11 protein-coding genes are annotated in these 14124 nt (G+C 57.8%); all 11 read right to left on the bottom strand.

Annotated features, from left to right (window positions below; genetic code table 11):
• Window positions 1-178: 178 nt before the first annotated feature.
• The 11 genes from AC2FNV_RS22025 to AC2FNV_RS21975 all read right to left on the bottom strand — a co-directional run bounded on the left by AC2FNV_RS22025 (window position 179) and on the right by AC2FNV_RS21975 (window position 13480).
• Window positions 179-1795, bottom strand: a complete 1617-nt coding sequence (locus tag AC2FNV_RS22025; protein ID WP_170608983.1) for a GMC family oxidoreductase — start codon at window positions 1793-1795, stop codon at window positions 179-181.
• Window positions 1796-1806: 11 nt separating this feature from the next.
• Window positions 1807-2817 (bottom strand): zinc-binding alcohol dehydrogenase family protein, encoded by a 1011-nt coding sequence (locus AC2FNV_RS22020; RefSeq protein ID WP_170608981.1) that lies wholly within the window; start codon window positions 2815-2817, stop codon window positions 1807-1809.
• A gap of 3 nt (window positions 2818-2820) precedes the next feature.
• Window positions 2821-4323: an FGGY-family carbohydrate kinase gene (locus AC2FNV_RS22015; RefSeq protein WP_367648221.1), complete on the bottom strand. Its 1503-nt coding sequence runs from the start codon at window positions 4321-4323 to the stop codon at window positions 2821-2823.
• Window positions 4316-5158, bottom strand: a complete 843-nt coding sequence (locus AC2FNV_RS22010; protein ID WP_170474628.1) for a class I fructose-bisphosphate aldolase — start codon at window positions 5156-5158, stop codon at window positions 4316-4318. The genes AC2FNV_RS22015 and AC2FNV_RS22010 overlap by 8 nt, the downstream gene beginning before the upstream one ends.
• Window positions 5149-6831 (bottom strand): glycerol-3-phosphate dehydrogenase/oxidase, encoded by a 1683-nt coding sequence (locus tag AC2FNV_RS22005; RefSeq protein WP_170608979.1) that lies wholly within the window; start codon window positions 6829-6831, stop codon window positions 5149-5151. The genes AC2FNV_RS22010 and AC2FNV_RS22005 overlap by 10 nt, the downstream gene beginning before the upstream one ends.
• A gap of 61 nt (window positions 6832-6892) precedes the next feature.
• Complete coding sequence (locus AC2FNV_RS22000) at window positions 6893-7900, bottom strand: aldo/keto reductase (protein WP_170608978.1); 1008 nt, start codon at window positions 7898-7900, stop codon at window positions 6893-6895.
• Window positions 7893-8864 (bottom strand): sugar-binding transcriptional regulator, encoded by a 972-nt coding sequence (locus AC2FNV_RS21995; RefSeq protein WP_170608976.1) that lies wholly within the window; start codon window positions 8862-8864, stop codon window positions 7893-7895. Before AC2FNV_RS21995 ends, AC2FNV_RS22000 begins: the two co-directional genes overlap by 8 nt.
• Window positions 8861-9862, bottom strand: coding sequence for an ABC transporter permease (locus tag AC2FNV_RS21990; protein WP_170608974.1), 1002 nt, complete (start codon window positions 9860-9862; stop codon window positions 8861-8863). The genes AC2FNV_RS21995 and AC2FNV_RS21990 overlap by 4 nt, the downstream gene beginning before the upstream one ends.
• Before the next feature lie 5 nt (window positions 9863-9867).
• Entirely contained in the window at window positions 9868-10890 is a 1023-nt protein-coding gene (locus AC2FNV_RS21985; protein WP_170474616.1) for an ABC transporter permease, read from the bottom strand.
• A complete protein-coding gene (locus AC2FNV_RS21980; protein ID WP_170608972.1) occupies window positions 10887-12401 on the bottom strand; it encodes a sugar ABC transporter ATP-binding protein in 1515 nt (504 codons plus the stop codon). Before AC2FNV_RS21980 ends, AC2FNV_RS21985 begins: the two co-directional genes overlap by 4 nt.
• Before the next feature lie 62 nt (window positions 12402-12463).
• Entirely contained in the window at window positions 12464-13480 is a 1017-nt protein-coding gene (locus AC2FNV_RS21975) for a sugar ABC transporter substrate-binding protein (protein ID WP_170474612.1), read from the bottom strand.
• Window positions 13481-14124 lie beyond the last annotated feature (644 nt).

The raw sequence follows: 14124 nt of genomic DNA, 5'->3' as shown, positions 1-14124 counted from the left end.
ACACCTTCAAACTGACACGCACCGCCGTTCTTGCCGAGTGGCGCGAACTTGGTGCGCCATAAAGGACAGCGTCACTGGCCTAACAGAGATAAGTTCGAATTCGTCTGACAGCACCCTTGGTTGAAACGCGCTTGAAATTGCCGATCACTGGTGGCTAAGGGTTTATTCTTATCAGCGCCTAAGCTTTTGCGGCTGCGCGCATCATATCTGCAGCCTTCTCCGCAATCATTATGACGGGTGATGCAGTGTTACCCGATGTGATGCGTGGCATTATGGAAGCATCCACCACTCTCAGACCAGCAACACCCCTGACGCGCAAGTCCGGCGTCACAACCGACTGTGGATCCGACCCCATTCGACATGTGCCCACAGGGTGGAATATTGTCGTGGCAATGTCTCCAATAGCGTGCAGCATGTCGGCATCGCTTTCAACCTGCCGCCCTGGAAGCATTTCTTCGGCTGAATAGGGCGCGAGCGCCTTGGCGGTCATGATTTCACGTGCCTGCCGAACCGAAGCCAGCGCGACCTGTTTGTCGCCATGCGTCGAGAGGTAATTCGGCTTGATCTCTGGCTGGGTAGACGGGTCCGGGCTGGTGGCGTGGCACGTACCCAGACTTTGCGGTCGCAGATTGCAGACCGACATCGTGATGGCTGGGAACGGGTGTAGCGGGTCGCCCAGGCGATCCGTCGAGAGCGGCTGCACGTGATATTCCAGATCTGGCGTTGCGAGCGATGGGTCAGACTTGGTGAACATTCCGAACTGACTGGGTGCCATGGACAGCGGCCCCGAACGTTTCAGCGCGTATTCCAATCCCATCTGCGCCTTGCCCCACAGGGAGTTCGCCTGCGTATTCAAAGTTTTCGCATTCTGTACCTTGTAGACAGTGCGGATTTGCAGGTGATCCTGAAGATTTTCGCCTACGTTTTGCGACTCCACCAAAGGCGTTAGTCCAAGAGCCGAGATGCGATCAGGTTGGCCTATTCCGGAAAGCTCCAGCAGTTTTGGCGTGTTGATCGCACCTGAAGCCACGACAATCTCTCCGTCGCAACGGGCGAGCTGGGTCTGCCCACCTTTGGTAAAGCGGACACCTGAAGCGCGGCCTTCTTCCAGCACCAGTGCGTCAACCTGCGCCCCGGTCAGCACGCGCAGATTGTTGCGACCCATTGCCGGACGCAGAAAACCTTTTGCCGTGGTCCAGCGGACACCGCCGGACTGGTTGACCTCAAAGAAGCCCGAGCCTTCGTTGCTGCCATCGTTGAAATCGGCACAGGGTTCGATCCCGAATTCGCGTGCGCCTTCCTGCACGGCACGCAGGATTTCCCACTCCAAGCGCTGCGGCTGTACCTTCCATTCGCCACCAGATTTATGGATGACGTTATCGCCGGCGTGGTGATCCTCGGAGCGTTGAAAGTAGGGCAGTACGTCGTCCCAACCCCAGCCGGGATTTCCGAGTTGCCGCCAACCATCGTAATCTGCCGCCTGCCCCCGCATGTAAATCATGCCGTTGACTGCCGTGCAGCCGCCCAGCACCTTGCCGCGCGGGTAGACCAATGCGCGTCCATTCAGGCCGGACTCTTCAGCGGTTTTCATCATCCAGTCCGTGCGCGGATTGCCGATGCAATAGAGGTATCCAATCGGGATATGCACCCAGTGATAGTTGTCCCGCCCGCCGGCCTCCAACAGCAAAACGCGTTTCATGGCGTCGGCGCTGAGTCGGTTCGCCAATACGCAACCCGCGGTGCCCGCTCCGATGATGATATAGTCGTACCGCCCGTCGAGCGTCGTCTCAGCCATGATCTGCGGCCTCAGAAAGTAATTGTCAGTTTGCCGATCATAGCACCGGTTTCGATTATTCGATGCGCGTTTTTGAGCGTTTCCACCGAGAGTCCTTGAAACGACTTCGTTGCCGTGCACGCGATTATGCCGTCATCCACCATACGCGCCATCCGGGAAAGGATTGCGCCCTGACGGGCCATGTCTTGCGTGCTAAACATGGAACGCGTGAACATCAATTCCCACATAAAGCCGACGGATTTGCCCTGCAGTGCGCAGAGGTCGAGTTTCTCGGGGGTTTCCGCAATCGAGCTGATACGACCTTGCGGAGCGATCAGGTCGCACATCGCATCCCAATGCAGATCGAGGCCGTTGTAATGAGCAATGTAATCGACGAATTCACGCCCGTTTGCGCGTGTGTTGGCGACCAGGTCGCGGTGGTCGACGATCTCATTTGCTCCCATCTTGCGGCACCAGTCGGCGCTGTCATCGCGTGAGGCGGTGGCGATCGCCTCGTGCCCAGTCAGTTTGCGCAAAAGCTGCAACGTGATGGAGCCGACGCCACCTGCTCCACCGATGACAAGCACTGAAGCACGGGTCTCGTCCTGCGGGACTTGCAAGCGGTCAAAGAGTACTTCCCACGCGGTCAGCGTAACCAGCGGCAGCGAGGCCGCGGCTGTTGGGCTGACCGAGGTCGGCGCGAGTGATGCAATGCGATGATCCACGGCCTGCAATTCGGCATTAGACCCATCGCGACCGGCATCACCCGCGTACCAGACACGGTCACCTTTTTTGAAGCCGGTCACATCCGGGCCCACAGCCTCTACGGTTCCCACGGCGTCATAACCAAGGATCATTGGCGCCTCCAACGCCTCGTCTGGCGCGGTGCGGATGCGGCGCTTTGCGTCGGCGGGGTTGACCGAGATCGCCTCCACTGCGACCAGCAGGTCGGCCGGACGTAACTCAGGGTCGGGCAAGTCAAATTCGATCAGGCTGTCGGCATGATCGACGGGCAAGGAATTGAGGAAGCCAACGGCCTTCATGGGTCATTTCTCCGATTGCAAACGGGACCAGAACCCGCGCAAAGCGGCAGTCAGGTCCAGATAAATGTCATAGCGGCGGTCATAGTGCGATTTCATGGCCGGGTTTGGCGCGAGCTCGGCGAACGGGCGGGTCATCAGGGCGATTGCCGCGTCGTAGTTCGCCACATGGCCCGTAGCGATGGCGGCACCCATCGCCGCGCCCAACGCGCCGGTTTCGCGGGCCTCACCCACTGTGATCGGCACAGCCAAGCTGTCTGCAAACATCTGGGGCCAATGCGGACTGCGGGACCCGCCACCCGACAGGATCGCGCGATCGAAACTGACGCCGGCGTTTCGCAATGCCTCAATGTGTCGGCGATGTTCGAACATGATGCCTTCGAAGAGGGCGCGAAGAACGTGGCCTTCACCGTGCCATCCCGCAAGGCCATAGAAGCCTGCGCGATGTTCTGCTCCCTGTCCCGAGCCATAGAGGAATGGGTGGAAGAACGGATCATCGCCGGTGGGTACGACCGCGCCCAATTTGGAATTCACATATCTAAACGGGTCGTCGTGGTGTTGACCGCGTTCGACAAACTCTCGCACGTACCATTCCAGATTGGCTGCGGAGGTTGCAGAGGCTTCAATGTTCACGAAACAGCTTGGCCCGAAAGCTGAGACCATGAAGACACCCGGATCGACCACAGGCGCAGCGGAAAAAACCTGATTGATGCTCCAGCTGCCCGCGATGATGGACGCATCGCCAGGGCGTCCCGCGCCCGAGCCCAGCGCAGAGGACACCACGTCGAAGAAGCCTGCAATGACTGGCGTTCCAGCCAGTAGCCCGGTTGCGGCGGCAGCATCCGCGGTCACATGGCCTGCGATGTCGCACGGCGCCAGCAGGCGCGGCAGCAGAAGTTTCGCGTCGCTGAGGTCGTAAAGTTCGAGGAGTTCGTCGGCATAGACGGCGTCGGGCATGCGGGTCAGGCCGCAGCCAGACATGTCAGAGATGTCGCTGACCCGCTCTCCTGTCAGGTGGTATGTGATGACATCTTTGCAAAGCAGCAGCGTACCCGCCCTTTCGTAGATTTCGGGTTGGTTTTGTTTGACCCAAGCCAGCAACGTGGGCGTTTGCGACGGCCACGGCTTTTGCAAACACAGCGCATGGAGGTGGCTGCCATGGGCGGCTGTTAAATCGCTGGCCACTCCGGCGGCGCGGCTGTCGAGCGATTGAATGCCCAGCAAGGGAGCACCGGATTTGTCCAGGAGATAAAGCCCGTTGCCGTGACCGGCACAGCCCACGCCCGCAATAAGGGCGGCATTGATTCCGGCATCTGCAATACAGCCGCGGATCACCTCCTGCGCGTTGCGCCACAGTTCACCAAGGTCACGTTCCACGTGTCCCGGCGCCGGGGTCGAGGATTGCCCGTCAAGTGCTCGCATCGCCACTTGATGACCCGCGCCGTCGAACAACACCGCCTTTATGACGGTATTGCCTGCGTCTAGCCCAAGAAAATAGGTCTTAGACACTGTTATAAATCTCCCAGGCTTCCTCACCCCCAGCGCCCTTGTGGATCAACGCCATCAGAGCGGCGACCACCGCACGCGGGTTATCGTGCTGATAGACATTGCGGCCATAGACCATTCCTTGCGCGCCTTGCGCCATGAGTGCCGCGGATTTCATCAAAACGTTTTTCAGATCTTCCTTGCCACCGCCGCGAACAAGGACAGGGACGCGTGCGGCCTCTACCACGCGATGGAAGTCCTCCGCGTTTTCTGTGGGGTCGGCCTTGATGATATCGGCGCCCATTTCTGAGGCCAGACGCACCAGTGTCACGATTTTCTCCGCATTACCGTCAACTTGATAACCACCGCGCACATCATTGGACAACATCACCAACGGCTCAATCATCAAAGGCATGCCGTATTTCGAGCAGGCGGCACGGACGCGCGAGATGTTCTCAACGCATTGACGAAAAAGCTCCGGCTCGTCGGGCAGCATGAAAAGGTTCACGACCACAGCCGCAGCATCCATTTCAAGCGCGCCGATAATCGGTTCGTCGGCGTTTTGCAGCATCGACCACATCACCCGGTGGCGCGTGTCATTGTAAGGGTTACCCATGTCGATGCGCATCACCAAAGCGGGTTTGTCTTTCTCGGGGCGCGATTGCAACAGATCCGCCTGTCCGTAGGCACATTGGACCGCGTCGGGTTTGGCATTGATGAGCGTGTCCATTACGGCGGCCATGTCTTCGAGCCCCACCATGAAAGAGGGCTCGTTGCAGACACCGTGATCCACCGCCACATCAAGGCAACCGCCATTGGTGAACATCCGGTTCATCCGGGCTTTGGGACTTACGCGCATTCAATACTCCGTTCTTTTTTGTCTTCGGACAGCGTAAGCGCTTGCCCGTGGTAGGTGTTCAGTTCTGCCACCAGCATCGCGCGCTGAGCAGCAATTTCATCGGGGGTAAGATCTTGAGCTTTGGCCAGCACATCTGCCAACGCGTCGATCACCGCATCGGTAAGCGATCCGGTGACCGCCAGAGAAGTGCGGCGCAGGGCAAGGTCAGACAAAGTCTGGACAAATTCGCTGCGCGCCAAACATGCTATTTCGCCACGTGTGTGCGGCAGGCCGGGGAAGAGCGGCGCGTCATCCTCTGGGCAGTTGGCCAGCACCTCTTCTGCCTGTGCTCCGTAGTGGTCCAGCAGATGAGTGGCGCGAGCTTCGCTCACAGGCAGGGAGGCCGTAGGCGAGTACCCGCGCCCACCTCCGATGCTCAGGTCGGAGGTTGTTCCCCTGCGCGTTTGCCCCAGTTCTCTGAGAACCTCATCGGCGGCCTGCTCAGCAAAGGCGCGGAAGGTCGTCCATTTGCCGCCCACCATGCAGAATTGCGGCACCACGCCGTCAAGACGCTGCACGTAATGTCCCCGTGATATACGGCCCGTGAAATCAGCATCACTCTGCGGAAGCGGACGAATGCCAGAATACGAGAATACGATCTGACCTGCATCGATTGTTAAATCCGGGAACACACTGCGCAAGGATCCGAGGATGTAGTCCCGCTCTTCTGGCTCGCACTTGGTGCGAGCGGCGCCATCGACGCGAATATCGGTAGAGCCAACGAGCACGTGGCCCAGATAGGGAAATGCGATACAAACCCTGCCGTCTGCGTTCTCGAAATAAACCATATGCCCGGCAAGCGCCTGCAACAGTGCGTCATTGCGTAGGATCAGGTGCGACCCTTTGGTGCCCGAGATCATTCGCGGGGCATCTGCGCCCAGTGCCTCGCGCGTTTCATCGAGCCATGCGCCGGTGGCATTCACGACCACTTTCGGCGCAACGGGTATCTTCTTCCCACCGCGCAAGTCGGTTAAGTAATAGCATCCATCGACCAACGCCATTTCGGCGTAATTGAGAGCCGCAGCGTCGGGTGCATCGCGCAGGGTGTCGCGGATCATTTCGATGCAAAGTCGCTCGGGGTGACTGATCCAGGCGTCGTGATAGAGCGCGGCGCATCGGGCATCGCGCGTCAGGGCTGGGAAAACGGCACGGGTTTTGGATCTGGACAGGAACCGGTGTTTGGGCGTCTGTCGGCGATGGCGCGTGACAAAATCATAAAGCGTCAGGCCAATCTTGATGGGCAGCGCCCCGCGCCGAGCGGGTTTGCCGGACCACCCAAAGAAGCTGGCCGCTGCATTGAAGAGGCCCGAGGTCAGGCCCGCAATCGGGATTACGGTCGGCAGCGGCCGCACCAAATGCGGTGCATTGCGCAGCAGCGCATCACGTTCCGCGAGTGACTCGCGAACCAGGTCAAACTCACCGTTTTCCAGATAGCGCAGCCCCCCATGTATCATTCGCGACGGCGCAGCCGAACAACCGGAGGCAAAGTCATTCCGCTCCACCAACAGCACCCGCAAGCCTTGCAGGGCGAGGTCTCGCCAGACCCCGATCCCATTCACGCCGCCTCCGATCACCACCGCGTCAAATCGGGGGTTTTCGAGGTGGGCCAGCATATTTTGGCGTTGATTGGGCATAATCCTCTTGTCACCGGAAGATGCCCTCCGGCGTTGTTTGCGGTTAGGGTGATGGCCGGACTTAGCCGTCCAGCTCGGTGAGATGCGTGGCCGCCGCAGCACTGATCGCAGAGAGATCTGCGTCAGTCAGGCGAAGGCGACCCGCCTTGGCATTCTCTGCAGCTTGCACTTCGTCGCGTGCGCCACAGAGAGAGAAAGTGATACCCGGTTGCTGCAGCGTCCAGGCGATTATGATCTGTGCGCGTGTTGCATTGTGCGTTTCCGCAATCGGGTCAATGGCCTTCATCAGCAGCTCGACTTTTTCACGGTTTGCGAGTGAAAAGCGCGGGTTATCTTTGCGCAAATCGTCGCCTTGGAACACGCGATCGGGGCCTACGCGCCCCCCCAGCAGGCCCAGAGCCAGTGAGGAATAAGAAAGAACCGATACGCCTGCATCGCGGCAAAGCGGTAGCATCTCTACCTCCAGATCGCGCTTGATCATGGAGTATTCCTCTTGCACTGCGTCCAACTGTCCAGCTGCAAGATAGGCCCGCACATCATCAGTGCTGGTGTTCGACGCTCCGATGGAGCGGATTTTGCCTTGGGCCTTCAAGGCTTCCAGCGTTTCCATCGTTTCGTGGATCGATGTCGTGGGGTCCTGCCAGTGAGTGATGTAGTGGTCGATCACATCCACATTCAGACGTTTGAGGCTCTGTTCTACTTCATAAATGATCGCGTCACGCCCGAGATATCGGTGAACCGGCCCGCTGTCATAGTCAAAGAAGTGGTTGCCCTTCTGTGTGTGCCACACAAGCCCGCATTTGGTGGCGAGCACCACCTTGTCGCGGCGCCCCTTCAAGGCCTTTCCGACGATCTCCTCTGCCAGCCCCTGCCCATAGGCAGGCGCAGTATCGATGAGGGTGATGCCTTCGTCTATTGCTGCATGAATCGCGCGGATAGACCGCGCCTCGTCCGTGCCGCCCCACATCCAGCCGCCAATAGCCCAGGTGCCAAGACCGATCGCTGTGGCCTCGATGCCCGACTGCCCGATCGGGCGCGTCAACTGCGCGGTGTTGGAATTATCAAGCATTGGCTGTCTCCCTTTGCATTATGGCCGCGGCGGTCACATCGTCGGTGACCAGTGAGTTGAAGTAACCGCCGTTCAGCGCGGCGATGATGGGCTCGACCTTCTCCAGTCCCGAGGCAACGCCGATGGTCACAGGAATATTGAGCAGTCGCTCCGGCGGCAGCGAGACAAGGCGCGAATTCAATGCGTTGTCAGACAGGCGGCCGTCCTCCTGCACAAGGTGCCCGAGAAATTCACTGCGTACGCCCGAAGCATAGAGCGCCTTGCGGTCTTCTTCGGATACGGGGTGAGCCTCATAATAGGTGGCGTTTTCGCCGATCACCGCACCAACGCCGACCAGAGCGACAGAAGCCTTGGCGGCTTTTTCCATCACGTGGGAAACGGATTTCATCGCCATGACCATATCCCGTTCTTCTTCGTTGTCTGCATGGAGTGGCGCATGTATCAACGTGGCTCGGCCGCTCAGGCGGTCCGCGAGCGACGTGGCGATGTGGTTGACATCTGTGTAGTGCTGCCCCTGAACACCGCCCGTCATGGGCACGACCGTAACGTCATGGGCCTGTGCTGTCGTTAGGTTTTCGACAATTGCGGAAAGGGTCTTGCCGCCGGAAATCGCAATGGTGTCCCCGTCCCGAACGGTATCTACGAGCAGGTTCGCCGCTGCCCGACCGACCTCATTCAGGGTCGCCTCGGGAGAACCGGTGACCGACGGAACGACAAGGCAGTTGCGCAGACCCCAATGGTCAGAGATTTCGCATTCAAGATCAAAGAGACGTAAGAGCGGACTTTTTATCGTTATGTGAACCATTCCCAACTCGCGGCCCTGTTTGATTAGCCGGTTCACCTTGGCAGTAGACAAGCCCATTTCTTTGGCGATATCTGCCTGCAACTTCCCGCTCTCAAAATGCTGAGTCAGCACTTGCGCGATAAGGCGCATCTGGTCCGGTTTGATGTTGTCGGCGTTCATTTCCGACCCCCTTTTCGGCTGACTAGGTGATTGGTGGCGGCGGCCAATAGTAGCGCAGCGCCGATAACCAGTGTTTGTGTGTAGGCGGGCACAATGGTCAGCATACCGATGGTCAGGCACATGATGATCAGCGCTCCGATGAAAGAACGTTGTACCTTTCCCTCACCTCCTGAAAACGCTGTACCACCAAGCAACACAACGAGGATCGCCGTCAGTTCCATCCCGTCGCCGGAAAGAGGATCGCCCAACGACATGAAAGACGACCGCGCAATTCCTGCCAGCGCTGCGGATATGCCAACCAGAACATAGAGCCCAAAAACCACACGTCCGGTTTTGATACCTGAGAGCTTGGCTGCCGTCGGGTTGCCGCCGGTGGCGGCGGCGTATTTGCCCAACACGCCGCGTTTCTGGATCACGATCAGCGCCAATGACACAGCAATCGCTACCCAGACCGAAGCTGGCAGATCCAAAAGTGCCCCAGAGCGGCCATAGGAATTAAACCAGCCCGGCATCTTCAAACCGCCTCCAGATTTGATGGCAGAGGTACCATCTTCAACAAGCAGCAGCGCAATGCCTTTGTAAAGACTAAGCGTGATGAGCGTCGCAATGACCGGCGTGATCCGCATGCGCACAACTAGAAAGCCGTTGATCGCGCCCAGTAGCACGCCAACCAGAACTGTCAGGGCAAAAGCGGGCAGAAAGGGCACGCCATTCAGCGCCAGCATCGCGTAAACCACCGCCGAGAGACTCATCGCCGATCCGACCGAAAGATCGATGTATCCCGAGACCATTAGCAGCGTAAAGGCGCCGCAGATGACGAGGATCGGGGCCGAGACGCGAAGAATGTTGATGATGTTGCGTTTGTAGAGGAAGTTACCCCGCTCAAAAAGAGGGAACTGATCCAGATTAGCCGATGCCAGCAACGCCACCAATACGATCAGCACAAGGTAGATGTAATAGTCCTTAAGGAACCCGGTCACCGCAAAACTCTTAGTCATATCCCTCACCGGTTCCTGCGGGCCAGCGCCCAGGTTTGTGCTGTGATGGCAAGAAAGACCGCCACTGCCTTGAGTATGAATTGCCAGTCGGGCGAGAGCACCAAACCCGTCGCGGCAGAAGTGACCACCGCGAGGATGATTGCGCCAAAAAACATCCCGATAACCGAACCAAAACCGCCTGCAATCGCCACCCCGCCCAGAAGTGCAATGACAAGTGCATCGAACTCCATCAGCATGCCTCTGTTCGAGAACCCGGATTTGAACTCGGATGCGAGCAAAATGCCGACCATGCCTGCGATCGCGGCCGAAAATAGATAGAGCCTCGTCACGTGACGGCCCCTGTCGATGCCCGAAAGAGTCGCCGCCACCGGGTTCGCACCGACCCAATAGGTGACGCGGCCGATCAGCATGCGGCGCTCGATAAACACGGCGACCAACAACAGCATCCCCATCAGCACCACCGGCAATTTCACCGTACCGAAAAGCGTCAGGTTGCCCAGCGTGCCAAAACCGTCCGGCAGGTTTGTGTTGCGCTGGGAGCCGTGAGTGATGACCTGCGCGAGTCCACGCGCCACCATCATCGTGCCCAGTGTTACAATGATCGACGGCACACCGAGGCGCACTACGAAAAACGCATTCAATGCCCCGATCGCCAGCGCCCCGGCCATAGCGCCCGCCAAAGCCAGCGGCAGCGGGAAGCCGAGCCCTGTAGAAAGCGTATTTGCGCCACCGGTTGACTGCGCCAGCCAGACCGACAGTACGCCCGCAAGTGCCACATTGCCGCCGACTGACAGATCGAAATTACCCGAGACCAGCAGGAAAGTGACACCTACTCCCAGTGAGATCACCGCCCAGTTATTGGTCACCAAATTGATCATGTTCTGAAGCTGAAAGAAGTTCGGAACCAAGACAGAGGCCAGCAGAAAGAGCAACACGGCAACCACTGCGACCATCACGGTAATAAAACCTTGGTCGCTTAAGCGACGATGCTTGCGCGCGGTAATCGGGGAGACAGCCAGCGTGGTCATGCCGCGTCCTCCTGCATGCTGCCCCCTGTCACCAGGTCGAGGATTTGGGCCGTGTCTACATTGTCTCCGTTTCGGATTCCTGCGCGCAATTGGCCGTCATAGAGCAGGAAAATGCGATCACATATGCCCAACACTTCTTCGAGTTCCGACGAGAAGATGGCGACCGTGTTATCTTGATCGGCCAGCGACTTGATGATGTCGTAAATCTCTGTCTTTGCACCGACGTCGACGCCCCGCGTCGGTTCATCCAGCAAAAGCAGTTCTGCCTGCGAGAACAGGCATTTAGCAAGAACAACCTTTTGCTGATTGCCGCCGGAGAGTTTCTCGGTCTGTTTTTCGATGCTGTCCGTGGCGATGCGCAAGCGAGAAACAAATTCATGAGCCGCGCGCTCCTCCTTGTCGGCGCGGAACACCCCCCCCTTGGACATGCGCGGCAAGTTCATAACAGGGATGTTTTCCTGGATCGACATCGCGGTGAACAAACCCTGCGTTCGCCGCTCTTCTGGCACCAGGGCAATCCCTGCGGCCAGTGCATCTTTAGGGGTATGACCCACAGGTTGGGATTTGAATATGATCTCACCGTCATAGCTGTCAGCGGCAAAAATCGCGCGGGCGATTTCGGTTTTGCCTGCACCCACGAGGCCGTAAAAGCCGACGATCTCGCCTTTGCGAATGTCAAAGCTGACATTTTTCAGCAGGTGGTTGGTCAGGCCTCGCGCTGTCAACACGACGTCACCGGGTGGGTTGGGACGCGGCTCATAATTATGAGCCACCGTGCGTCCGATCATCATTTCGATCAGTTCTGGGCGGCCCTCGACCTTTACTAGAGGTTTGGTAGCAATGTGTTTTCCATCCCGCAAAACGGTCACATTGTCACCCAGCGTGAAAATCTCTTCGAGCTTGTGAGATATGTATATGACGGTCACGCCGTTGTCTTTCAGGCGCCGGATCACTTCAAAAAGGCGTTCTACCTCGCGCTCCGATAGCGCGGCGGTGGGTTCATCCATAATTATCACGCTTGCACCCGAAGAGGCGGCGCGGGCGATTTCCACGATCTGTTTCTGCGCGACCGAGAGGCTTGATACGCGGACCGCTGGGTCAATAGAAGGCTCGATCGCCGCCAGCGTTTTGACAACACGGTCGTCGAGATCTGATCGAATGAGAAAGCCGAAGCGCTTAGCCTCCAATCCCAGAGTCAGGTTTTCTCGCACGGTCAATTCGTCGACCACATGCAATTCCTGAAACAGGGTGGCGATACCGTTGTCGCGGGCCTCTTGCGGATTGGTCGGATTGTGCGTCTTACCGTTCACGCGCATCGATCCTGCCGAGGGGGCCAGCGCGCCGGTGATCATCTTGACCAGCGTGGACTTGCCTGCGCCGTTTTCCCCGACCAGGCAATGCACAGTGCCCGGTTCGATTGCGAAGCTGACCGCATCTACCGCGCGTACGCCTGGGTAGTCGCGGGTCAGTTCATCAATTTCGAGCGCTGGGATTTGTGTTGAGGTAGCCATTGTTGTCCCGCCTGTCCGCTGACGCGGGTCTCCAAACCTTTGCCCGGAGACCCAGCATTAGATTAGCTGCCTCCGAATTGAGCCGCGAGCCATTTTTCTGCAGCTGCTTCTTCCATGCCCCAGTAGGAGATCGTGTAAGCCTTGTAGAAAAACTCCTCCGCGGTTTCGGAGGTCTTCGCTACTTTGCCGTCGAGCACATCCATGATCAGATCGATGCGCCCCTGCGCTGTTTCGACCGGGGGCAACCCCATGGAAAGCTTCAGGGATGAATTTGGGTCATAGACCATTTCATGTTCCACTGAGTCGAAGTCGACGGAGGCAACAATCTCAGTTACGGGTTTGCCGTCTTCGAATTTACCCCGACCCAGTTGAGCTAGGCCTGCCATAGTGCCGACGGTCAGGTTCGACGCTTCTGAATAGATCAGGTTTACTTCCGGACGCTGGGTCAGCAGGTCGACGATGATTTGCTTGGCAGCTTCCTGACCGGCAGAGCTGTCCAGAGCTCCGAGGTTTTCAGCATTGGGATCAACCGAAAGCACACCTTCGACAAAGGGGCGGGTCCGGCCGGAGTTCACCTCGGTGTGGTTTGGCCAGCCCAACTGCACCATGACAATAGGCTTGTCAGGGTGGGCGTCCTTCCACGCTTTGGCCATCTGTGCACCCATTTCAAAGGATACTGCTGCCTCGTCGCTGCGGGCGGTTGGGATACCTGTGTCTGTGATCGGGCTAAAGAAAGAGGTCATCACAATGCCCTCGTCCAGCGCGTCACGCACGCCCGGCGTGGCAGCTTCGGCGTCCCAGATATGCAGCGTGGCGGCGTCAAAACCTCCTGCAACCACCTGGTCTACGTTCTGGGTCATCACAGCAGAATCTGCCTGGCCATCAAAGACCACCACCTCGGCACCGTATTTTTCACTAGCGTAGCGCTGTGCTTCTGCCGCTTGACTTTGGTGAAAGACGTTCGACAGGTCCGAGACGAAAAACGCGATGCGCTCGCCATCGGCCATTGCCGCACCCGTCCAGATTGCTGTTGAGGCGACCAGCCCCGCCACGCGGGATGTAAAAGTCAGGGTCCGCATATGTTGCACTCCTCCGTTGCTTAGGGACCGACCAGGGTTCACTTCCCCGATCCAGTTCACCCCGCAAGCATTCCGATTATCAGATTGTGAATTTTCTTGCAAAGTGTGGAATAAATCTCACATCAGATGCAAAAGCGGTCAACAACTTTTATTTCAGTAAACTGAAATTTATTTCATAAAAGAGTCTCACTGGGAAATTCAAGAAGTAAGTACTTAGTTTTTATGACACTTATTCGACTGCTAGTCGTTCAGAGAGTGATGAGTAGATCTGCGCCGAGCCCATTCTGGCAAGTCAAATCGACCAATGGCAACAAAATCTTTGGGTCGAAAGTATCGAATTCTTCAAGGTTGACGAACGTTCAGCGCAAATTGACATTCGTGCATGAATGCTGATTCTTCGCTAGGCCCATTTCTGGCAAAAGTAGCGGGTCAACGCGAAACGCGTTGCCGGATTTCGCCTGGTCTGACGCATGCAGTGGCGCCCGGGGCTTGCCCTCTGAACCCTGCATTTGCGATCGGGCAGCTTCCGGTGGGTCTTGTCAGAAGAACTTTGCTAGAGCGGGGCAGGGGGTTTGCGTAGCGTTGGAGAATGACCAAACCTGCCTCCTTCAAGTACTTCAAAACCAGTCCCGAGATCATCCGCC

The sequence above is a fragment of the Ruegeria sp. BHSA163 genome (genome assembly GCF_059613365.1).
Note: the sequence above shows the minus strand (reverse complement) of the source record. Positions and strands in the feature narration are given on the sequence as shown.